Origin of the sequence: Nocardioides sp., assembly GCF_014360585.1 — a bacterium.
GTDB lineage: Bacteria > Actinomycetota > Actinomycetes > Propionibacteriales > Nocardioidaceae > Nocardioides.
The window spans coordinates 1-21,859 of sequence record NZ_JACIXG010000064.1 but is presented as its reverse complement, the minus strand read 5'-3'; the positions used below and the strand labels follow the sequence as shown (position 1 = coordinate 21,859).

The window sequence follows — 21,859 nt, the reverse complement described above, 5'->3', positions numbered from 1 at the left end:
TGACTCACCACTGGCTGCCATTCATCACTGATGATCCCGGCCAGTCACCCACGTACCGAAGGAACATCTGATGCCCCGCTTCGACAACCAGACAGTGCTCGTGACCGGTGGGGCCGGAGGCCAGGGCTCGAATCACGTGCGCGCCTTCCACGCGGAGGGAGCGAACGTGGTGATCGGCGACATCGACACCGAACGCGGCGCCGCTCTCGTCGACGAGCTCGGGACCCGCGCTCGCTTCGCCCGCCTCGATGTCACCGACGAGAGTTCGTGGTCCGCCGCGGTGTCAGCCGCCGAGAGGGCCTTCGGCGCCCTGAACGTGCTCGTCAACAACGCGGGCGTCCAGAACCCGCCAGCGCCGATCGAGAACACGGACCAGGCCACGTGGTCGCGCATCCTCGACATCAACCTCACAGGGACCTTCCTCGGCATGAAGGTCGCCGCCCCCGCGCTGCGCCGCGCAGCAGGGGGAGCCATCGTCAACATCGCCTCGACGATGGGTCTGGGCGGCACGGCGCACTACGCGCCGTACGTCGCCAGCAAGTGGGCCGTGCGAGGCCTCACCCGAACGGCAGCGCTCGAGCTCGGCCGGGACCACATTCGGGTGAACACCATCCACCCCGGCGTGATCGCGACCCCCTTCATCCACGAGCCGGCAGCCGGCGCCACCGCAGCGATCGCCGACTTCTACTCACCCGAACCGTTCGCCATTCCTCGACTTGGAGAGCCGAGCGACGTCACCCGTCTTCTCCTGTTCCTCACATCATCCGACGCGTCGTTCATCACGGGGTCGGAGTACGTCATCGACGGTGGACTCCTCCTCGGCCCCGCCCTTCAGCCCGAGGCCGCATGAGCAATCGAGACACGACCGGGTCGAACGACTCCGCACGGGACGCGTCCATGTCCCACCTGCCCGATCACATCCGACGAGCCATCGAGATCACCCCCGCCGCAGGCACCAGAGAACGGATCATCGACATCACGACGCTGGGGCGCCGCACCGGCCGACCGCGCCGCATCGAGATCTTCTTCTACCGAGCTGCGGGCACCACCTACCTGTGCAGCGGCGCTGGCGGTGCCGCGACGGACTGGCACGCGAACCTTCTCGCCAATCCGAACTTCACCTTCCACCTCAAGGACGGGATTCGTGCAGATCTGCCTGCACGGGCCACGCCTGTCACCGACCCAGCTGAACGTCAGGCCGTCCTGGCGGAGATCGTCGCGGATCTCAACCAGCCCCACGATCCCGGCACCATCCGGCCGACCCGGCTGGACGACTGGGCTGACAGTCGGCTGATGCGCATCAGCTTCCCCGTACGCAGGTCGCGGCTGAACCGCCTTGGCCCGGCGCCGACTGCGTGATGAAAACAATGAGCTGACAGCAATCCGATTCGCTCCGGTGGACGAAGACCGGGTGACGGCGCCTTTGCGCCGATCGCCCCTTTCGACCCCTGAGGAGCCCGATGAGCAGGACCGACCACGAACGTCGCCGGATCGCCGTGGTGGGCAGCGGCGTCGCGGGGCTGACCGCGGCGTACGTCGCGTCGCTGCACGACTCCGTGACGCTGTTCGAGGCCGACGACCGGCTCGGCGGCCACGCAGACACCCACCGGGTCACCGCGCCGGACGGCAGCGACTTGGCGATCGACACCGGCTTCATCGTGCACAACCGGCGTACGTATCCGACTCTGCTTCGGCTCTTCGCCGAGCTCGACGTTCCGACCCAGGTCTCGGAGATGTCGATGTCGGTGCGTTCGGAGGCCGATGACGTCGAGTACGCAGGGGCGCGCGGTCTCCGCGGCGTGCTCCCCGACCGGCGGGCGCTGCGGCCGACGCATCTGCGGATGCTCACCGAGATCCCGCGGTTCCACCGGGCCGCCCGGGCGCTGCTCGCCAGTGGCGAGCCCGACGACCGCACCCTCGAGGCGTTCCTGGACGAGCACGGGTTCACCCCGCACTTCCGCCGCCACTTCATGGCCCCGCTGGTCGCCGCGGTGTGGTCCTGCGACCCGGAGACGGCGCTGAGCTACCCGGCTCGCTACCTCTTCGAGTTCCTCAGCCACCACGGGATGCTGCAGGTCTTCGGCTCACCGCGCTGGCGCACGGTCACGGGTGGGTCGGCGACGTACGTCGAGCGGGTCGCCGCCGCGATCCGCGACCGTGGCGGCCGGGTGCTGACCTCGACGAAGGTGGTCACCGTGGTCGAGACCGATGCCGGTGTCGAGATCACCGACGGCAACGGACAGACCGAGGTCTTCGACGCTGTCGTGCTGGCCACCCACCCGGGGCAGTCGCTGGCGATGCTGGGCGAGCCCACGGCTGCGCAGCGCGAGATCCTGGGTGCGTTCCCGTACTCCGCCAACCAGGCCCAGCTGCACACCGACACCAGCCTGCTGCCGCCCAGCGAGCGCACCTGGGCGTCGTGGAACTACCTGGAGCGACCGGGCCGCGGGCAGGTCACGCTGACCTACGACCTCACCCGGCTGATGCGGCTGCCGACTCCCGGCGGCGTACGTCACCTGGTGACTCTGGGCGGGGCCGACCTGATCGACCCGGAGAAGGTCATCGCCACCATGGAGTACGAGCACCCGCTCTACACCCCGGAGTCGGTGGCCGCCCAGCAGCGTGCCGACGAGCTGGATTCCGACCGGCTGGTCTTCGCCGGCGCGTGGCGCGGCTGGGGCTTCCACGAGGACGGCGCCCGCTCCGGGGCGCGGGCGGCCGAGCGACTCGGCCTGTCCTGGACGCGTCCCGACGCGTGGCCCGTCGAGCGCCCCGAAGAGTCTGCGACCGGGCTCTATCGGACCACGATCACCCACACCCGACGCGGACCGCTGCGGAACCGGTTCGTGCACCGGTCGTACTGGCAGGTGGTGGATCTGGACCGGCTGCCCGACCACGGCCTCCTCGGCCGGTTCGAGTCTCGTGACCATCTAGGCGACGCCGAGCTCTCGATCCGGGAGAACCTCGCCGCGTTCCTGAAGCTCCACGACCTCGATCTGGGCGACGCTCGCGTGCTGATGGCGGCCCAGCCGAGGGCCTTCGGATTCTGCTTCAACCCGATCACCGTCTACTGGTGCACGGCCGCCTCCGGGGAGCCGCTGGCGACCGTCGTCGAGGTCCACAACACCTACGGCGACCGGCACGCCTACCTCGTCCATCCCGACGAACGGCATCGCGCACGGGTCGCGAAGGCGATGTACGTCTCGCCGTTCCACGGTGTCGACGGCCACTACGACCTGACCGTTCCGCCACCCGACGGCCGGCTCCAGGTCACCGTCCGGCTGAACACCGCGGACGGGACCGTCTTCGACGCCGCCGTACGCGGCTCCCGGGTCGAACCTCGGTTCGGAGCCCCGCTCCGTTCCGCCCCGGCCGCGCTCCTCGGCGCGGTCTGGATCCACCTCCACGGCGCAGCGCTGTGGCTACGACGTCTGCCGGTCCAGAGACGACCACGGCACCACCAGGAAGGAGTCCGATGACCACCATCGAAGCACCCACCACCCAGGCCCGGGTCGCGGACCGTTGGCCGATGCTGCAAGAGGCACCCGCCGGACCGCTCACTCGGGTGACCGCGGCTGCCGCGGCGACCGTGTTCCGGACCGCCACGAAGCGGCTCGGGATCACCGTGAGCGAGGACGGCAGCCCGGCCGACATCGTGCTGCACCGGCCCGATGAGCTCTACGCCCGGCTCAGCCGCCATGGGCTGATCGGGTTCGGCGAGGCGTACATGACCGGCGCCTGGGAAGCCCCGGAGCTGGGGGACACCCTCACCGTGCTGTGCCGGGACCTCGACGGTCTCCTTCCCAGGTGGGCGCGGCGGTTGCGTGGGGTCTACGAGCGGCGCCGTGGCGAGAAGGACCTGAACACCCCCGAGAACGCCCGCGAGCACATCGGCCACCACTACGACCTGTCCAACGACTTCTTCGCGCTCTTCCTGGACCCGACGATGAGCTACTCGGCGGGCCTGTTCTCCTCCCTGCCCTCGACCGAGGACCTCGCGCTTGCCCAGCACCGCAAGATCGATCGGATCCTCGACGAGGCGGGCGTCGGAGCGGGCTCCCGGGTGCTCGAGATCGGCACCGGCTGGGGCGAGCTCGCCCTGCGGGCTGCCGCCCGAGGCGCCCAGGTCACCTCGGTGACCCTCTCCGTCGAGCAGGCCGAGCTGGCGCGCCGTCGGGTCGGCGCGGCCGGTCTGGGCCATCGGGTCGACGTCGAGCTGTGCGACTACCGGGCCGTGGAGGGAACGTACGACGCGGTGGTCTCGGTCGAGATGATCGAGGCGGTCGGCGAACGGTTCTGGCCGGTCTACTTCGCGAAGATCGACGAGGTCCTCGCCCCGGGTGGCACCGCGGTGATCCAGGCGATCACCATGCCGCACGGCCGGATGCTGGCCACCAGGAACACCGAGACCTGGATCACCAAGTACATCTTCCCAGGCGGCCTGCTCCCCTCGACCGAGGCGATCACCGATGTCGTCGACACGCACACCCGGCTCCGCGTGCGCAGCCGGCTCTCGTTCGGCGCCCACTACGCGGAGACCCTGCGGCGATGGGACATCGCGTTGCGTGAGCATGCCGACGAGGTCCGGGCGCTCGGGTTCGACGAGACGTTCCTGCGGATGTGGCACTTCTACCTGGAGTACACCCGGGCCGGGTTCGCGGCCGACTACATCGACGTCCAGCAGGTCACCTTCACCCGAGACGAGGCCCGATGACCGAGCCCCGTTGATCAGCCGGTGTCTGGCTCAGACGGTCGGCACGGTGCCGCCGTCGATCACGTACTCGGCGCCCACGATCGCCGAGGCTCGGTCCGATACGAGGAATCCGACCAGATCCGCGATCTCCTCGGTGTTCGCGAACCTTCCCAGGGGCACTCCTCCGAGGGCGTCGTAGATCGTCTGCTTTGCTGCTTCACGGGTGAGTCCGTTGCCCTCGGCGATCCGGTCCACGAATCGTTCGTAGGCTTCGGTCTCGATTCCGCCGGGGCTGATTGCGTTGACCCGTACGCCGCGCGGCGCGAGCTCGTTGGCAAGTCCCTTGCTGTACGTGCGCAGCGCGGCCTTCGCTGCCGCATAGGCCAAGGACGCGTCGTAGAGAGGCAGCTCACGCTGGATCGAGGTGAAGTGCAGCACCGCGCCTGACCCAGCCTCGATCATCGCCGGGAGAAGAGCTCGATCCAGCCGTACTGCTCCCAGGAAGTTGAGGTTCAGCTCGGTGAGCCACTGGTCATCGGTGATGACCGCGAATCCACCGGACGGCGTCGACGCGCCTCCGACGACGTGCACCAGGATGTCGAGTGCGCCGCCCTCTGCGATGCGAGCGGCCACGGCGTCGGTGCCTTCTGCCGTCAAGATGTCTGCTCCGATGAACCGGTCTGGGTGCTCGTACCCGTCGGGCATGGTGCGCGCCGTCACGTACACGTCGGCACCCATCTCTCGCAGTCTCTCCGCGACGGCCTTGCCCGAGCCCTTCGAGCCGCCCGTTACCAACGCCCGACGACCATCGAGGCGATCGCGATCTGAAATGGACATTTCTCTCCTTTGAAGCTCGAGGTCGTGCGGGGGTAGGTCAGGCCGGGTGGTTGGCGATGACGAGTTCGGCGATGAGGCCATCTCGCAGCGCGAACCGGTAGTCGAGCTCGGCAACGCCACCAGGGAAGGTGCCCTCGAGCCGCACGGTGACCACCCAGTGGGCGTCGTCGACGCGGCGTGCGTCGATCTGCTCGGTCGTGTACTCGAACTCGGACCCGGCGTCCCGCAGGAACGTGTGGACTTCCTCTCGGCCGCGGAAGGTCTCGTCCTGGTCGATGACCACCCCATCCTCGACGAGGAACGACGAGGCGGCGTCGGCGTCGCGGGCGACGTGGGCAACGAGGAACTCGCGCACGGTGGCCGGGAGGAGGTCGGACGGAAGATCGGTGTGCTGTGTCATGAGCCCACCGTCTGGCCTCTCGGCGTGGGAGGGTCAAGCGGTGGACTCTCTCCCTGGGGGAGCGTTCACAATGAGGGAATGCTGACCATCGGGGAGTTCTCGCGGTTGACCCACCTGAGCGTGCGGACCCTGCGTCGCTATCACGAGGCGGCCCTGCTGGAACCCGCAGTGGTGGATGAGACCACCGGTTACCGCTACTACGGCGTCGACCAGATCCCGACCGCGCAGGTCATCCACCGACTCCGCGAGCTCGACGTCCCCCTGAGCGATGTGCAACGGATCCTGCGGACCCCCGACCCCGGCGACCGGGCGACCCTGGTTGCGGACCACCTACAACGGCTCGAGGACGAGCTCGACCGCACCCGGGCCGCAGTCGTGTCGCTGCGCCGCCTGCTCCGGCCCGATCCCGCGCCGATCGACGTCGAGCTGCGTGCGGAGCCGGCCCGGACGGTCGCCGCGGTGGAGGCCGTCGTCGGGCATCTCGACGTCGAGACCTGGTACGCAGGCGCGATGGCCGAGCTGGAGGCGGCCGTCGGCACCGCTGTGACCGGACCGCCGGGCGGCAGCTACGAAAACGCCCTCTTCGAGCAGGAGCGGGGTCACGCGCTCGTCTACCTGCCGACTGCTGCGCCACCTCGCACCGGGCGCGTGCACCCCGCGATCCTGCCGGCCTCGGAGCTGGCTGTCACCACCCACATCGGCGAGCACGACGACATCGAAGTGACATACGGCGAACTCGGGACCTGGGTGGTGGAGAATGCGATGTCGGTGGCGGGGCCGGTGCGCGAGGTCTACCTCGTCGGCCCTCGTGACACGAGCGATCCCGCTGCGTGGCGCACCGAGATCGGCTGGCCGGTCTTTCGTGTCACCTGAGGCGGCTGATCAGCCGCCGTGCTGTTCGATGATCCGCGCGATCTCGGTGAAGTCGCGGCTGCGCGCATGCTCGAGCGGGGTGACGCCGTCGCGGTCGGCGATGCTCGGGTCGGCGCCGTGCTCGAGGAGGCTGCGGACGATGCGCTGCCAGGGGTCGGACCCCTCGCCGAGGATCACGGCCTCGAGCAGGGCGGTCCAGCCGAGATCGTTGACGTGGTCGATGTCGATGGCGGTCTTCGCGACCCGCTCCACGTACGCCGCGTGCCCGCGCTCGCTGGCCGGGATGATGGAGACGCCGCCGTAGCGGTTGCGCACGGTCAGGTCCGGGTCGACGCTGAGCAGGAGCTCGGCCATCGGGACGCTCCCGGTGACGCCGGTGACCAGCCAGGGGGTGTCGTGCTGGCCGTCGAGGGCGTCCGGATCGGCACCCAGGTGCACGAGCAGACGGGCGGTCACGAGGTGGTCGTCGGTGACCGCGAGCAGGAGCGGCGTACGCCGGTTGCTGTCTCGGGTCTCCAGGTCGGCGCCGCCGCGGAGCGCAGCCGCAGCCGCGTCCGCGTCGCCGGATGCCGCCGCCCGCAGGAGCTGCTGGTCGCCGTCGGCGACTCGCTCCGAGGCCGTACGCAGCGTCGACACGATCGCGTCGAACCCGCGCTCCTCGGCGTGCTCGAGGGCGGTCTTCCCGTCCCGGCCGGCCTTGACCGACAGGTCGACACCGGCCGCGACGAGCACCCGTACGGTGTCGGCCGCGTCCGGGCCGTCATCGCCCAGGACGATCGCCTCGTGCAGCGCGGTCCAGCCGAGGTTGTTGACGTGGTCCAGGTCGATGCCGGCCTGCACCAGCCGGCCCACGACGTCGGCGTGGCCGCGCTCGGCGGCGCGGATCAGCGCGGTCCCGTCGTACGAGTCCTTGGCGTTGATCTCCGCACCGTTGCGAAGGGTCAGGTCGAGCAGGTCGACATAGCCCTCGCTCGCGGCGATGAGGTAGGCGCTCTGCTGGGTGTCGTCGGCGTGGTTGACGTCCGCGCCGGCCCGGATCAGGTCGCGGGCACGGGCCACGTCGTTGTCCCAGGCGGCCTTGATCAGCTGCTCGTTCATCCGCTTCAGCTCCTCGGGGTCGGGGGTGGTCCTCGCCGCCTTCGGCGCGGCGGATGCCGAGCTCGACGGGGAGCTCGATGGCGAAGGAGACGGCTGGCCGGTCTCCGACGGCGCCGTGGCGCAGCCTGCTAGAAGCACGGCCAGCGCCGCGGCAGCCATCGGCCACCGGTGTGGCCGCAGCGACGTGGGCACGGTCATCGCGGCATCCGGGCGGTGACGATCTCGTACGGCCCCTGCGCGGTCTGCTCGTCGAAGTGGCTGTCGACGAGCAGCATCCGGCCGTCGAGCAGCTTGCCGGTGGTGAGGACGCGATCGGGGTCGGTCGCGCGGGACGAGACGTGCTCCGCGGAGGTGGCGGACGGGTTCAGCTCGAGGTGCACGAGCTGCTTGTCGAAGTTGCGGATCACGGCGAGGTCGCGGCCCTGGCGGACCAGGCCGTCGGCGTTGCGCAGGTCGGCGCCGTCGGTGTCGATCTCGCTGACCTCACCGGTGGCGATCGAGAAGTGCCACAGCTGGCCGGTGGTGCCCTGGGCGACCACGAACGCGGAGCGGTCCTGGCTGAGCACGATGCCACCGAGGTTGAAGCCCTCCCGCGGGGTGATCAGCGAGCTGCCGTCGGCCCACTCGGTGGCCTGCCAGCCGTCCGCACTCTCGGCGACGCGGATGATCGTGGGGTCGTTGGAGTTGGTGAAGTATGCAGCCCCGTCAGGACCGATCGCGACGTCGTTCAGGAACGCGTTGTCGTCCGGGACGCGCAGCGCGGTGAGCAGCTCGCCCTCGGGGCTGTAGACCCACAGGTCGGGGCGGTCGTTGCCGGTGCCGTTCGGACCACCGGCGATGTAGATGCGGCCCTCGTCGTCGACGGTGATGCCGCGGGCGGTGTAGCGACCGTCGGTGCCGTCGCCGCCCAGCCACTCGTCGGCCTGGGCGCGGTCGGCGGAGCCGCGCTGGATCTCGCCGCCGGTGACCTCGCTGACGTAGAACGCGCCGGTCTCCTTGTCCACGCCGATGCCCTCGAACTTCGAGCCACCCTGGGCGGACGGGTCACCCTCGAGCAGGTAGCTCGCCGGGCGGCCGTCGCCCTCCGCGGCGCTGGCCGCGGTGCCCGCGCCGAGGGTGGTGAAGGACATGGTGGCCGAGGCGGCGATGCCGGCCAGTCCGGCGAGGGCGGCGATTCGGGACGTACGCATGATGGTTCTCCTCAGGTGGTTCGAGCTGATGCATCAACCATCGCCGCCGGGGAGAGGGCGGGACATCGGGTGACTGGCGACGTCTGGATAGCCGTACGGCGACACCCCGGATAGCCGATCGGATGATGCCCGCCGGCCTCATCGACGCCTAGCCTGGAGCAACCATGTCCACCGACGCCGCGCCAACTCCAATGCCCGCCGCCGGCGGTATCCTCGCGGGCCAGACGCTTCTGGACCGTTGGCTCCACATCTCGCTGGTGGTGCTAGTCATCGCCTCGGTGGTCCGTTACCTGCAGGGCCACGGCTTCGGCGACCAGGCCGAGGTCGTCCTCCCCGGTGCGGCCCTCCTCCTGGTCGCGTACGCCGCGGGCCGCCGCCTGACCGGCACCGCCGCGGTCGTCTGGCTGGCCACGGTGGTCGCCTGCTGGACGGTGCTGGCGCTGATCGCGCCGTCGTTCTCGTGGGCGGCGGTGCCGCTGGTCTTCCTGGCGCTGCGGGTGCTGTCGTTCCGCTGGGCGGTGGCCGTCACGGTGTTCCTCGTCGCGGTCGTCGCGTTCGCCTGGAGCCGGATGACTGGCCTGGCCGATCCGACCGTGCTGTTGGGCCCGGTGTGCGTCGCGGTGCTCGCGGTGACCGCCTACCGCGCCCTGGAGCGCGACGCGGCGACGCGGCGGGCGCTCCTCAACGAGCTCGAGGCGGCCCAGGACGAGGTCGCCGACGCCGAGCGCCGAGCCGGTGTCGTTGCCGAGCGCGCTCGGTTGAGCCGGGAGATCCACGACAGCGTCGCCCAGGGGCTGACCAGCATCAACCTGCTGCTCCTGGCGGCCGACCAGGAGTGGGAGTCCCGTCCGGCGGACGCCCGCGGCCACGTCGACCAGGCGGCCGCCATGGCGCGATCCTCGCTCGACGAGGCGCGGCGCGTGGTCCGCGACCTCGCGCCCGCGGAGCTGGCCGGCGGATCGGCCCTGGTCACCGCCGTGCGCCAGGTCGCCGACGACGTCGCCGCCACCACCGGGCACACGGTCCCGGTCCACGTCCACGGCGACCCGCACGAGGTCGGCGGTCGCGTGGCGACGGCCGTCGTACGCACCCTGCGCGGGGCCCTGGCCAACGTCGCCGAGCACGCCGGCGCGACCACGGCGGTCGTGTCCCTCACCTTCTACGAGGGCGCGGTCGCCCTGGACGTACGCGACGACGGGACCGGCTTCGACCCGGCCGGCCTGAAGGGCGAGGCAGACGGCCTGCGCGGTCGTGGGCTCGCGGGGATGAGGGCTCGCGCCCGCTTGCTGGGTGGAGACCTGGTCATCGAGAGCGCCCCGGGTGAGGGAACGGTCGTCGCGGTCTCGTTCGCGGCCGGACAGACATCCAACCAACGAGAGGAACCTCGTGCCTGAACAACGCATCCGGGTGGTGCTGGTCGACGACCATCCGGTCGTCCGGGCCGGCGTACGCGCTCTGGTGGATGCCCAGGACGACCTGGACGTCGTCGGCGAGGCAGCCGACTCGACCCAGGCCGTCGCCGTCGTCGGCGAGACGCAACCGGACGTCGTGCTGATGGACCTCAGCCTCGGCGACGGGCCGGGCGGTGCCGAGACCACCCGGCTGGTCCGCGAGCTGCCGTCGCCGCCGAACGTGCTGGTGCTGACGACGTACGACACCGAGGCCGACGTCCTCGAGGCCGTCGACGCCGGCGCGTCCGGCTACCTGCTGAAGGACGCGCCACCCGAGGAGCTGTTCCGGGCGATCCGCGGCACCGCTCGCGGAGAGACCGTGCTGGCGCCGTCGGTCGCCACCCGGCTGCTCCAACGGGCCGCCTCGCCGACGCCGAAGGTGAGCCCGCGCGAGGTCGAGATCCTTCGGCTCCTCGCCCGCGGGCTCGGCAACAAGGAGATGGCCCGCGAGCTCCTGGTCAGCGAGGCGACGGTCAAGTCGCACCTCTCCCACATCTACACCAAGCTCGGCGTGGACACCCGTGCCGGCGCCGTCGCCACGGCCATCGAGCGTCGCATCCTGCGACCCTGACCGGGCGACGGCGCAGCGCGCGACTCAGCAGGTCGCGAGCAGCATCGGCTCGAGCAGCAGGGCGAGGTCGTAGGGCGGCTCGGTGGCACCGGAGAGATCGCGGCCGGTCCAGCCGAGCGTGATCTGACGGGTGCCGTCGGGAGAGCCCCAGCTGATCGACTGGGCGCCGAAGTGGGCGCCGTCGTGGCCGTAGAGGTACTCGCCCGGCTTGCACGGGTCGGCTACCGCGTAGATCCCGAAGCCGTACGACGGGTCGGCACTGCCCGCGATCGGGGGCAGCATCTTCTCGACGGTCTCTGGGCTGACCAGGCCTCCGGTCAGGAGCGTCTCGTTGAGGTCGGCGAGGTCCTCGGTCGTGCTCGTCGCCGCTCCCGCGGCGTGGAAGACGCTCGGGTGCAGGTCGGTCATCGGCCGCCACTCGCCCTCGAAGTAAGCGGCGTTCTCCAGGAACGGTCCGCGGTTGCGGGCGTCGGTCGGATACGCGCTCCGGCGCATGTCCGCAGGCTTGAGCACCCGGTTTCGTACGAGGTCCTCGACCCTCTCCCCGGTCTCCTTCTCGAGCATGACCCCGAGCGCGACGTAGCCGTAGTTGGAGTAGGAGAAGTCGGTGCCGGGCTCGAAGAGCCAGCCGGTGTGGCGCATGACGGCGAGGTGCTCGGCCTCGGAGTAGTACTGACCGAGGGCGTCGATCGACTGCTCCCACGAGCTCGGGTCCTCGATGCGGTCGAAGATCAGCTCCTCGGGGCCCCGCGGGGCGCCGGAGGTGTGGCTGAGCAGGTGCTGGATCGTGACGCCTTCGGGGAAGGTGCCGGGGAGCACGTCGTTGGCGGGGGTGTCCAGGGTCCAGCTGCCGCGCTCGACCTCCTGCATCACCAGGGTCGCGATCAGTGTCTTGGTGTTGCTGGCGACGTGGAAGCGGTCGCCGGGCCTGACCGGCTTCTTCTTTCCGACCTCGCGTACGCCGCCGGCCCCCGACCACTCCAGATCGGGTGTCTCGACCCGGGCGGTGACGCCGATGGCGCCATCGGCGATGAGCGCGTCGACGGCACGGTCGAGATCGGCGGCGGTGGGCGTCGTGGCCGACCGGGTCCGGGGTCCCTGGCGCTCGGCAGCGGTTCGTTCGGCGATCGCGGTCGCCTGCTTGGTCAGGTCGGTCGGGTCCGGTGAGATCGCCGCCGGCCCGGGGCCCGGCTCGGGCTCGGCGTACGCGGCCGGGACGGCGGTCAGAGGAAGGAGCACCGCGGCGATCGCTGCGGTGCCCGTGCGGACGATGGTCCGAGACATGGCTGCTCCTGTCGTCGTTGACTGTGGCGACCAGCCTGGCCTGAGCCGGTGTGCGTCCACATCAGCCTCGAGTCGGAGATCGAGGTACTTTCGGTCAGTCTCGAAGCTGACGCCGCAGGGCGCGGGCGGCCTTGCCCTTGCGGGAGAAGAGGTCGCGGCGCTCGGCCTGGGTCATCGGGCCGAGCTTCTCCAGGACCGTGGAGGGGAAGCCGGCGACCTCGGGTGCCTCGCCGATGGGCACGGTGGTGTTGACGACCGGGGCGCCGGGGACGCCGGCCACGCCCTCGTCATAGAGGTGGACCAGCGAGATCGCCTGGTGGCCGTCGACGGAGGCCGAGTAGCGGTCGGTGGTCGCCGGGGCAGCGGTGTAGCAGCTCGCGGACGCGACCGAGACCGGGATGCCGGCGAAGGTCGCGCTGGTCGAGTAGTGCAGGTGACCTGCGAGAACAGCACGTACGTCGGTGCCGGCCAGCACCTCGGCGAGCCGGTCCTGGCCGTCGAGCTCGATGATCACGCTGGCCTCGTTGAGCGGCAGCGGGATCGGCGGATGGTGCATCGCCAGCAGCGTTCCGTGGGGCGCCGGCGTGGCCAGCACGTCGGCCAGCCACTCCAGCTGGGGCTCGGTGACGGTGCCGTGGTGCCATCCCGGCACGGTGCTGTCGAGAGCGATGATCCGCAGCCCGGCGACCTCGTGGACCCGGTCCTGCGGGGCGTCCGACGCCTCTCCGAAGAGCACCCGCGAGTAGACCTCGCGCTCGTCGTGGTTGCCCATCACCCAGATGATCTCGGCGCCGAAGGAGTCGGCGTAGGGCTCGACCTGCTCCCGGAGGCGTACGTAGGCACCCTCCTCGCCCAGGTCGGCGAGGTCACCGGTGAAGACGATCGCCTGAGGCGGGGTGGTCATCCCACGCAGCCGCGCCAGGGCTCGCTCCAGCCCTGGCGCCGGATCCACCTCACCGAAGATCCGCCGGTCGCCGGCGTAGAGGTGAGGGTCGGAGAGGTGGGCGATGGTGTGGCGCGGGGCTGGATACTGACCGAACTGCACGTGTTCACCCTAGTCGCGCGGACCGTAGGGGCGGTTGGAGGTTGGCGGGCTGCTTCCAAGAGGCAGTTGGAAGTCTCCCGGAACTTCCAACTGTAGATCCCTTCAGCTGGTAAGTTCGCCGGATATGGATCCAGACAGGTACGCCGCGCCGCAGTTCGGCGATGCGACCAGGGAGCCGGGCAACAAGCGGGCCTACTGGTACTACCGGCCGGCTCACGTCCCGCGTGACCTTCCGCTGCAGCCGCTCACCGTGAAGGCGCTCTCGGACGCGGACGCCGCCCTGGGGCGCCTGCAGGGTGTGAGCGCGCTGATCCACGATCCCGAGCTGCTGATCGGGCCGTACCTGACCCAGGAGGCCGTCGCCTCGTCGCGGATCGAGGGCACCCAGACCACGCTCAAGGAGGTCCTCCAGGCCGAGGCCGGCGGGCGGCCGGCCCCGACAGCGGTGCGAAACGAGGACATCGCCGAGGTCAAGGCCTACCTCGCCGCGACCCGCCAGGGGTTCGAGCTCATCAAGACCTGGCCGCTCAGCCAGCGGCTCGTCCTCGAGCTCCACAAGACGCTGCTCACCGGCGTCCGCGGCCACGAGCGTCACCCCGGCGAGTTCCGGCGGACCCCGGTATGGGTCGGGTCGCCGACCGACAACCCCACCACCGCCGCGTACGTCCCACCCCTCCCGGCCGACCTGCCGGAGCTGATCGCCGACTGGGAGGCGTACGTCAACGTCCCCGACCTCAGCCCGACGCTGGTGCGGTGCGCACTGATGCACTACCAGTTCGAGACGATCCACCCGTTCCTCGACGGCAACGGCCGGATCGGCCGGCTGCTGATCAACCTGATGCTGATGGAGGAGGGGCGGATGACCACGCCGCTGCTCTACCTCTCGGGCTACATCGAGGCCCACCGCCAGACCTACTATCAACGGCTGCAGAGCGTCCGGGAACGCGGTGAGATGCAAGAGTGGCTGCAGTTCTTCCTCACCGCGGTGCGACGCTCGGCCGAGGATGCCACGACCAGGTCCGAGCGGCTGGTCGCGCTGCGGGAGAGCTATCTCGAGGAGGCTGCCACCTCACGGGCCAACCTCTCCGGGCTGGTCACGCTGCTGTTCGCCAACCCCTACCTGACCGTCGGGCGGGTGCAGGACGCGACTGGTCTGACCAACCAGGGAGCGCGCAACCTGATCCAGGACGCCGAGCGGCGCGGGTGGGTCGAGCCGGCCGGCCGGTCGGGCCGCGGCGGGCGCCACTACTGGCTCGCCAGAGCGGTGATGGACGTGATCGAGGAGCCACTGATGTACGACTGAGTTGTACGCCACGGTGTCGGGCAGCCAGCATGCCGCGAGGTCGTCCGCGTCGCCTACGCGTGGCTCGATCGTTGCCTTCGCCGGCGCGCTCGAGTGTGGGTCCTCGTCCTGGAGTGTCCGACGTGGTTTGGCCGCGCTGGGAGCGGTTGCCGTGCGGTCTTCGACCTAGCAGACCAGGCCATGAGGCAGACGGCGGCCAGACCACACATCAGCCCGGCCGCGACCACGACCTCGGCGCCCCGTGAGTCGGAGTTCGGAAGGCGGCCACCGTAGATCTTCGAGTTCACGAACCAGTCGAAGATCATGAACCCGTACACGCCGAGCGCCAGGGTGATCCCGGCCGCAGCCAGGTGGACCCGGGTCAGAGGCGAGCCGATCGGAATCACATCGACGATGGCTATGAGACCGATTGCGAGGCTAGAAGCCAGAAGCGGCATGAGGGGCATCAGATAGCGATCGTTGGCGTTGCCTCCGCTGGATACGAACCCGATCAGGTTCCCCAGCACGACCAACGCGTGTGCCCCGAGCAGCAACCATCCCGAGCTCCGCCAGGCGTCACCTGGCGACCCTGCGGTCCTGCCGCGAAGGAACAGCACGAGAAGCCCTGTGATAGCGACCACGGCGAGCGCGTCGACGACCACGACGAACCCCTCCGCCAGCAACGGCGCCCACAGGCGCTCAAACCAGTCCACCCAGAGTGAGGCGTCCGTTGCGACCTGCCACCAGGTCCCGTTCGGCTGACGCTCGAACTTGCTCAGCAGTGCCTCGGTCGCCGTCGGGTCGCCGTAGAGGATGATGTTGCGGACGTAGAACCATCCGGTGGCCAGCCCGGGCACCCCGGTGGCCACGCCCGAGGCGACCAGCGCGCGGAGTGCCCCGCGCCGGGAGCGGTCCTCCAGGTGAAGAGCCAGCGCGATCGCCGCGCCGCACAGGACGACCGTCAGGACGCCGGGTGCCTTCGCGCTCGCTGCGGCAACCCCCGCGAGCGCCACTAGGGCGAGCCGCTTTCGGGACAGGCCGCGGTCGATGATCTTGATCGTGCCCAGCAACATGAGCGACGAAGCCGCGACCGCGACCCCGTCGTTGGCGATGTGCCCACCGGCGGTGACCAGAACGGTGCAGGAGGCACTGATGCCGGTGGCCAGGAATGCGGTCGCCGGTCGCCGGGTCAGCTCGAAGGCGATCAGGCCCACCAGGAGGACGCACAGCGCGGACCCGACGGCATTGATGAGGCGCATCCCGACGACCATCACCTGAGGTGCCTCAAGCGCCTCGGCCGTGGCCACGAGCGGCAGCGACATCAGGTAGTAGAGCGGAGGGTGGTTGGCGGTCCAGATATGGCGATGCGGCTCGTCCGCCATGGTGCCCAGCCCCTCGACGACCAACGGATATCGGTGTCCGTCAGTCGTCACGGGGGTGTCGATCGTGGGCAGGCGTCCCGCTGCCAGCTCGACGGCATAGCCGGCGTTCGGTCCCTCATCACGGGTCTGGTACTGGAACGAGCGAGTCAGCGCGACGTAGCTGCTCAGGCTCAGCGCGAAGATCGCGATCAGTATCATCGCGGCCAGCAGCCGCTTCGGGAGACGCTCCTCTGCACGATCCGCTTGCGTGTCGGTATGCATCTAACTGCCGCCGTCGACCGAGAACGCAGAGCAGGCCAGCGCCCATACACACACCCCGCCCAAGGTCATCCACCGGAGGACGCCGTTACTTCTTGCTGTGAGTTCCCCCGCATCAGCCACGGAGCGACGATAGAGGAGAAAAGTGCGTTCAGAGGACGCTCCACGCCCGGTGTGCGAAGGCGATGGCACGGCGCCCGGTGAGATTGCGAGCAGCGGAGACACGGAGTGAAGCCAGGGTGAAAAGGTGCAGGTGGCCCTGGGCGTGCACGTGTGCACTTCCAGGGCCACCTGCGTGACGGCGCCGAGCAGTCGGTAGGGGGTGATCACTCGGCGATGGTCGGCTGCCTCAGAAGGTGCCGAACGGACGCAGCGGGCTCGGGACCTGGTCGACCGGGAGGCCGTCGAGAGCCGGGTTCTCCATCGGAATCAGGAACGAGACCTGGTCCATCTCGCGGTCGGACAGCTCGGTCGGCATCGCGCCGCCCATGATCTTGTCGATCACGAGGCCCGGGGCGCCGACGTAGACGCCGGCGACGACCATCGCGGCACCGGTGCCGACCTGGTGAGCGCCACCGTCCCAGTTGACCCAGGCCTTCTTCTGGGCCGGGCTCAGCTCGCCGCCCGTGGCGCCCATCAGGATGAGGCCCGGGGCGCCGACCCAGGCGCCGCTGACCATGCGAGCGGCACCGCCGGTGGCCTGGCCGGCGCCACAGATGAAGTCGGCCCACGCCTTCTGGCTGGAGGGCGACATGTCAGAGGCGCCGCCGGTGTTCTCCTTGACGCACTCGGTGGCGGTGCGGTTGTGGTCGTCGGTGTGGGTGACCGGAGCCGCCGTGGCGGTTCCGGTGGTCAGTGCGACGGCGACACCCGAGAAGGCTGCGACGGCCGCGGCGCGGCGGAGCAGCCCTGTCTTCTTGTTCATTTCGTACCTTTCATCGATCAATTCGAATTGAAACATCACGCACGGACGCGACCCCCGGATCGATAACAGATGCATCGATACGTTCGCATCCAGGAAACGATGCTAGGAGCATCAATGGCGTTGGCAACCGCCGACACGGCTGTTTTCGTGTCAACTAAATGACGAATGAAATGTAATGACGTAATGAGCGTCAACCTGCAACGTTCTTGTCTGTTCGTGCGTAAACGCGCAGATAACCCCGTCGTGCGCAAGTGCACGCACCGGGGCCATCTGTTGACAGCACCGATCACATCGCGCGGCCGGCAGTGTTCGTGCCGTCTCTCAGAAGGAGCCGAGAGGAGACATCGGGTTCGGGATCTGCTCGGTGGGAACGCCGTCGAGCGCGGGGCTGTCCTGCGGGATGAGGAACGTGACCTGCTCGAGCTCGCTCGGGGACAGGTCGCCTGGTGTCGCCCCGCCTGCGATCTGGTCGAGGACGATGCCCGGGGCGCCGACATAGGCGCCGGCGACCATCATGGCGGCGCCCTTGCCGATCTTGTAGCCACCCTCGTCCCAGTTCTCCCAGGCCTCCATCTGCTCCGGGGTCAGCGGGGCGCCGGTGGCACCGGCGAGGAGCAGGCCCGGGGCGCCGACCCAGGCGCCGCTGACCATCTGAGAAGCGCCTTCGGTCACGAAGGAGCCGCCGAGGATGAAGTCCTCCCAGGCCTTCTGCGATGAGGGGGAGAGGTCCGAGGGCGACACGTCGGCGGCGGCCGGCGCATCGATGTCGGCCGGAGCGGCCACGGCCGCTCCGTTGGTCAGCGCGAAGGCGACACCCGAGAAGGCGGCGACGGCCGCGGCGCGGCGGAGCAGCCCTGTCTTCTTGCTCATTTCATACCTTTCGTCGTCAATTCGAATCGAGCGCACACGGCCCCTGTGCCGACCACGCTGGTGCCGACGCGTCCCTGTGCGCCTCACGACGCTAAAGACACTGAATGCCGGGTTGCCCGAGCGACACGGCACCACGGTTACCAAGTCGACGTAAACATTCCGTACTGCCTGGAAATGCTGTGCGGGGCCGAGTCAATCCAGTGGGCACGGGGGTGAAGATGCGGAGATGGATCCCCAGGGTTCATCGGCTGATCGCGTGCCGCTTGTGTGAGCGGCGGGTGGACGTTCCTCTCGAGGTCTAGCGTCGAAACGTGGATCATGCTGCGGCGGTGAGTCTGGCCATCGCTGCATGCGCCCTCTTCTCCCTCTCCGCTGCGGTCCAGCAGCGCGCCAGCGCGCTCGCGCCCGGCCGCAGCGGTGGGATCTCCGGGGTCGAGCAGTTGATGTTGGCGCTGGTGCGCAACCCGCTGTGGGTCGCCGGGGCGATGATCAACGCCGGCGGCTTCGGGATGCAGGCGGTCGCGCTCCACCTGGGATCGGTGTCGGTGGTGCAGTCGGTGATGCCCGCTCAGCTCCTCTTCGTCCTCGTCTTCGCCTCGCTCGCCGCTCGCCTGTGGCCGACACCGGCCGACTGGCTCAGCGGAGCCGCGATCTGCGGTGGCGTGATCCTGCTGGTCACCGACGAACATCGCGGCGGGACGTACGCCGATGTCGGCCGCGTCGCGCTCTTCGCGGGATGCGTGGTGGTCGTGATCTGCGTACTCCTGCTGGCGGCTCATCGGTTCCCGCCGCCGATCGCGGCGGCGACCACGGCGGTCGCGGCCGGATGCTCGTTCGCGACCACCTCGGTGCTGCTGAAGATCACCGCCGACCGGGCCGCCGCGGACGGCCTCTCAGGCATGCTCACCCTGCCGGCGTTCTACGGCCTGTTGTGCACCTGCGGCCTCGGGATCGTGCTCACCCAGGCCGCGCTGGCCGCCGGGCCGCTGCCCTGGGCGATGGCGGCGATGACGATCACCAACCCCACCGTCTCGTACGTCGCGGCCGTGGTCGCCTTCGGCGCCTCCGCCCCGACGCCGTGGATCGCGGTGTGCGCCGGGGCGCTGCTGGTCGCCGGGATCGTCGGGCTCGCCCGGTCGCGGTCGGCGGTCAGGTGGACGCCGGCGCAGCACGATCGAACCGAGATCGGGGTTCCCTAGGCCTAGACCCGGTCCTGCATCGAGCGCGGCCAGGAGCGCCGTCTCGTCGACCGCGGCTTGAGGTGCTCGGGCAGGGCGCTGATGTAGGGCGCGGCATGCCGACACTCGCCGCAGGTGACGTCTCGATAGTCGTAGGAGGTCAGCGGATCTTCTCCGTACGCCCGACACACCGGCCCGAAGGAGTCGGCGAAGTGCGTGCGCTGCTGCGTCTTCAGCTCGCTCATGTGCGCCTCACGTGGTCGTTGACTTGGAAGGGTCACAGCAGGGTAACGACTTCTCAACAGACACTGTGGACCGACACCCTGACGACTTGGGTGAGTTCAGGCGTAGCGTCGGGTCCGTCTGGCGGCCTGCCGCTGGCGCGAGCGCGCGACGAGATAGGTCGGCGTGGTCTCCCGCGCGAGGCTCTCGTGGAGCTCCAGCATCTCCTCGATCGTGCGTGCCCACGGGAACTGCTCGGCCCGCTCACGAGCGGCGCGGCGGGTCGCCACGACCGGCCGCTCGGCGACATCGATGACCGCGTCGGCCAGCGCGGCCGGGTGGGCGGGCGCCCAGGCCCCGCACCTCGGGTCGACGAGCTCACGGGCGCCGCCGCGGTCGGCGGTCACCACCGGCGTACCGCTGGCCAGAGCCTCCAGGACCGCCAGCCCGAAGGTCTCGCGGGGACACACGGAGAGGGCCACGTCGGCCTCGCGGAGCGCTCTGCCGATGCGCTGTCGGTCGGCGACATGTCCGTGGAAGAAGACCGGCGCACCGGCGGCGAGCGCCTCGATCTCGGCACGGTGCGGACCGTCGCCGTAGACGTCCATCCGGACGTCGAAACCACGGCGGTGCAGCTCGACGGCGGTGGCGACGGCGAGATCCGGCGACTTCTCGCGGGAGAGCCGCCCGACGTGAACGAGTCTCAGCGTGTCGTCGCGGTGTCCCAGCGAGGGAGGGAAGAAGTCCAGGTCGACGCCCAGGGGCACCTGCTCGATCGGGCAGTCGACGGCCGCGGCCAGCGGCTCGAACTCGCGCCGGGCGTAGTCGGAGGTCACCAGCACGTGGTCGAAGGAGCGCACCAGCATCCGGTTCAGGAGCGCGGTGGAGACCTTCGAGGTGGTGTCCATGCCGGTGTAGGTGGGCATGTACTCGTCGAGGCGTTCGTGGGAGAAGAGCACCGTCCCGATCCCCTGGCGCCGGGCCCAGCGGGAGACGGGGAGCATCGTGAGCTTGTCGCTGACCTCCAGGCTCGTCGGGCGGTAGCGGGTCAGCACGTCGGTCACCCGCCACGGCTCGAGGATCAGCCGGTAGCCGCCGCCCACGCGCGGCGCTCTGAGCTGCACCACGTCCCCGAGCTCGGTCGAGGTGACCGCGTCGTACGGGCCGGGGGCGACCAGGAGCCGGTCGTGGCCCGCCTCGACATAGCCGCGGGCGAGGGCCTCCAGAGCCGTCTTCATCCCGCCGGAGGTGGGGCCGACGAAGTTGGCGAGCTGAGCGATGAGCACGGCCCCATCGTGTGGCATCGAGGTAGCCCGTCGGCGACCTCGATGTGACGCAGGCATGGCGATGCGACGTATTGGCTCAGGGCGATCTCCTCGGGAGTAGCGTTGAACCATGACGAACCTGGACGCGCACCCCGCCCCCGTCGAGTGTGTCGGCGGGACCGGCGACGAAGGCGTCGAGCTCCAGATCATCACGCCGCGAGACGTGCCCCTGGGCGGTCCGCGCGCGATGAACGTACGCCGTACCCTCCCCGCTCGCGCGCGCTCGCTGATCGGCGCCTGGTGCTTCCTGGACCACTTCGGTCCGGACGATGTCGTCGTCTCCGGGGGAATGGAGGTGCCGCCACACCCGCACACCGGCCTGGCAACGGTCTCCTGGCTGTTCACCGGCGAGATCGAGCATCGCGACTCGGTCGGAACGGTGGGGATGGTGCGCCCGGGCGAGGTCAACCTGATGACCTCCGGACGCGGGATCTCCCACTCGGAGAACTCGACGGTCGAGACCACCGTCCTGCACGGGGCGCAGCTGTGGGTCGCCCTCCCCGACGAGTTCCGCGACGTCGAGCCGGCGTTCGAGAACCACCGCCCGACGCCGGTCGAGCGTGAGGGTGCGACGGTCCGGGTCTTCATGGGGTCCCTGCTGGGCGCGACGTCGCCGGTGCGGACCTACTCCGAGATCCTCGGCGCCGAGATCCTGCTCGAGCCCGGCACCCGGCTCGAGATCCCGGTCGACGACCGGTTCGAGCACGGAGTGCTGGTGGACACCGGCGAGGTCTCGATGACCGGTGTCGGCCCGTCCGGTCCGGCGTCGGCCGAGGTGGAGAAGGACTCGCTCGCCTACGCCCCTCCGGGCGCCACGACGCTGATCCTGCAGGCCGGCGAGGCCTGGACCAGGCTGCTCCTCCTCGGCGGTCCGCCGTTCGGCGAGTCGATCATCATGTGGTGGAACTTCGTCGGCCGCACCCACGACGAGGTCGTCGCCTACCGCCAGGAGTGGCAGGAGCAGGTCACTCGTGG

The 21,859-nt window shown here is 69.9% G+C and carries 21 protein-coding genes; 10 read left to right on the top strand and 11 right to left on the bottom strand.

The genetic code is table 11. From position 1 onward, the window contains the following. The first annotated feature begins 70 nt into the window (after positions 1–70). The 4 genes from H5T77_RS18740 (at position 71) to H5T77_RS18725 (ending at position 4,714) form a co-directional block, all read left to right on the top strand. Positions 71–850: a glucose 1-dehydrogenase gene (locus tag H5T77_RS18740; RefSeq protein ID WP_292651797.1), complete on the top strand. Its 780-nt coding sequence runs from the start codon at positions 71–73 to the stop codon at positions 848–850. Then, positions 847–1,359, top strand: a complete 513-nt coding sequence (locus H5T77_RS18735; RefSeq protein ID WP_292651795.1) for a nitroreductase/quinone reductase family protein — start codon at positions 847–849, stop codon at positions 1,357–1,359. Before H5T77_RS18740 ends, H5T77_RS18735 begins: the two co-directional genes overlap by 4 nt. 101 nt (positions 1,360–1,460) lie before the next feature. After that, the gene (locus H5T77_RS18730) at positions 1,461–3,479 is read left to right on the top strand and encodes an FAD-dependent oxidoreductase (RefSeq protein WP_292651793.1); all 2,019 of its coding nucleotides are present in this window, start codon (positions 1,461–1,463) and stop codon (positions 3,477–3,479) included. Then, positions 3,476–4,714: an SAM-dependent methyltransferase gene (locus H5T77_RS18725; RefSeq protein WP_292651791.1), complete on the top strand. Its 1,239-nt coding sequence runs from the start codon at positions 3,476–3,478 to the stop codon at positions 4,712–4,714. Before H5T77_RS18730 ends, H5T77_RS18725 begins: the two co-directional genes overlap by 4 nt. Before the next feature lie 30 nt (positions 4,715–4,744). On the opposite strand, the gene H5T77_RS18720 is transcribed toward H5T77_RS18725, so the two are convergent. After that, the gene (locus tag H5T77_RS18720; RefSeq protein ID WP_292651789.1) at positions 4,745–5,530 is read right to left on the bottom strand and encodes an SDR family oxidoreductase; all 786 of its coding nucleotides are present in this window, start codon (positions 5,528–5,530) and stop codon (positions 4,745–4,747) included. A gap of 37 nt (positions 5,531–5,567) precedes the next feature. Beyond that, on the bottom strand, positions 5,568–5,930 hold the full coding sequence (locus H5T77_RS18715) for a nuclear transport factor 2 family protein (RefSeq protein ID WP_292651787.1): 363 nt from the start codon (positions 5,928–5,930) through the stop codon (positions 5,568–5,570). 78 nt (positions 5,931–6,008) lie between these two features. On the opposite strand from H5T77_RS18715, the gene H5T77_RS18710 reads away from it, so the two are divergent. Next, positions 6,009–6,803 (top strand): MerR family transcriptional regulator, encoded by a 795-nt coding sequence (locus H5T77_RS18710; RefSeq protein WP_292651785.1) that lies wholly within the window; start codon positions 6,009–6,011, stop codon positions 6,801–6,803. 9 nt (positions 6,804–6,812) lie between these two features. Here the strand turns inward: H5T77_RS18710 and H5T77_RS18705 are convergent, their stop codons facing one another. Together H5T77_RS18705 and H5T77_RS18700 are read right to left on the bottom strand one after the other, a co-directional pair. Further along, on the bottom strand, positions 6,813–8,099 hold the full coding sequence (locus tag H5T77_RS18705) for an ankyrin repeat domain-containing protein (RefSeq protein ID WP_292651783.1): 1,287 nt from the start codon (positions 8,097–8,099) through the stop codon (positions 6,813–6,815). Next, a complete protein-coding gene (locus H5T77_RS18700; protein ID WP_292651781.1) occupies positions 8,096–9,091 on the bottom strand; it encodes an SMP-30/gluconolactonase/LRE family protein in 996 nt (331 codons plus the stop codon). Before H5T77_RS18700 ends, H5T77_RS18705 begins: the two co-directional genes overlap by 4 nt. Positions 9,092–9,255: 164 nt before the next feature. Here H5T77_RS18700 and H5T77_RS18695 point away from each other — a divergent pair, with 164 nt between their 5' ends. Then, positions 9,256–10,485, top strand: a complete 1,230-nt coding sequence (locus tag H5T77_RS18695; RefSeq protein WP_292651779.1) for a sensor histidine kinase — start codon at positions 9,256–9,258, stop codon at positions 10,483–10,485. Next, positions 10,478–11,113 carry a response regulator gene (locus H5T77_RS18690; RefSeq protein ID WP_292651777.1) on the top strand — a complete coding sequence of 212 codons (636 nt, stop codon included), beginning with the start codon at positions 10,478–10,480 and terminating at the stop codon, positions 11,111–11,113. Before H5T77_RS18695 ends, H5T77_RS18690 begins: the two co-directional genes overlap by 8 nt. Positions 11,114–11,137: 24 nt before the next feature. Here H5T77_RS18690 and H5T77_RS18685 read toward each other — a convergent pair whose 3' ends face one another. Beyond that, positions 11,138–12,397, bottom strand: coding sequence for a serine hydrolase domain-containing protein (locus tag H5T77_RS18685; protein WP_292651775.1), 1,260 nt, complete (start codon positions 12,395–12,397; stop codon positions 11,138–11,140). Positions 12,398–12,491: 94 nt separating this feature from the next. Then, positions 12,492–13,442, bottom strand: coding sequence for a metallophosphoesterase (locus tag H5T77_RS18680; protein ID WP_292651773.1), 951 nt, complete (start codon positions 13,440–13,442; stop codon positions 12,492–12,494). Positions 13,443–13,566: 124 nt separating this feature from the next. Between H5T77_RS18680 and H5T77_RS18675 the strand changes: the two genes are divergently transcribed. Next, positions 13,567–14,745 (top strand): Fic family protein, encoded by a 1,179-nt coding sequence (locus tag H5T77_RS18675; protein ID WP_292651771.1) that lies wholly within the window; start codon positions 13,567–13,569, stop codon positions 14,743–14,745. Between the two features lie 53 nt (positions 14,746–14,798). Here H5T77_RS18675 and H5T77_RS18670 read toward each other — a convergent pair whose 3' ends face one another. The 3 genes from H5T77_RS18670 to H5T77_RS18660 form a co-directional block, all read right to left on the bottom strand. Continuing rightward, entirely contained in the window at positions 14,799–16,367 is a 1,569-nt protein-coding gene (locus H5T77_RS18670) for a phospholipid carrier-dependent glycosyltransferase (protein WP_292651769.1), read from the bottom strand. Between the two features lie 346 nt (positions 16,368–16,713). Continuing rightward, positions 16,714–17,289: a type III effector gene (locus H5T77_RS18665; RefSeq protein ID WP_292651767.1), complete on the bottom strand. Its 576-nt coding sequence runs from the start codon at positions 17,287–17,289 to the stop codon at positions 16,714–16,716. A 321-nt stretch (positions 17,290–17,610) separates the two neighbouring features. After that, entirely contained in the window at positions 17,611–18,159 is a 549-nt protein-coding gene (locus H5T77_RS18660) for a type III effector (protein ID WP_292651765.1), read from the bottom strand. A gap of 311 nt (positions 18,160–18,470) precedes the next feature. On the opposite strand from H5T77_RS18660, the gene H5T77_RS18655 reads away from it, so the two are divergent. Further along, complete coding sequence (locus H5T77_RS18655) at positions 18,471–19,358, top strand: DMT family transporter (RefSeq protein ID WP_292651763.1); 888 nt, start codon at positions 18,471–18,473, stop codon at positions 19,356–19,358. A gap of 2 nt (positions 19,359–19,360) precedes the next feature. On the opposite strand, the gene H5T77_RS18650 is transcribed toward H5T77_RS18655, so the two are convergent. Then, positions 19,361–19,582: a hypothetical protein gene (locus tag H5T77_RS18650; RefSeq protein ID WP_179660937.1), complete on the bottom strand. Its 222-nt coding sequence runs from the start codon at positions 19,580–19,582 to the stop codon at positions 19,361–19,363. A 96-nt stretch (positions 19,583–19,678) separates the two neighbouring features. Next, positions 19,679–20,863: a glycosyltransferase gene (locus H5T77_RS18645; RefSeq protein WP_472850353.1), complete on the bottom strand. Its 1,185-nt coding sequence runs from the start codon at positions 20,861–20,863 to the stop codon at positions 19,679–19,681. Between the two features lie 91 nt (positions 20,864–20,954). Between H5T77_RS18645 and H5T77_RS18640 the strand changes: the two genes are divergently transcribed. Continuing rightward, positions 20,955–21,859: pirin family protein (locus H5T77_RS18640; RefSeq protein WP_292651759.1), on the top strand; the 905-nt coding region annotated here is incomplete at its 3' end.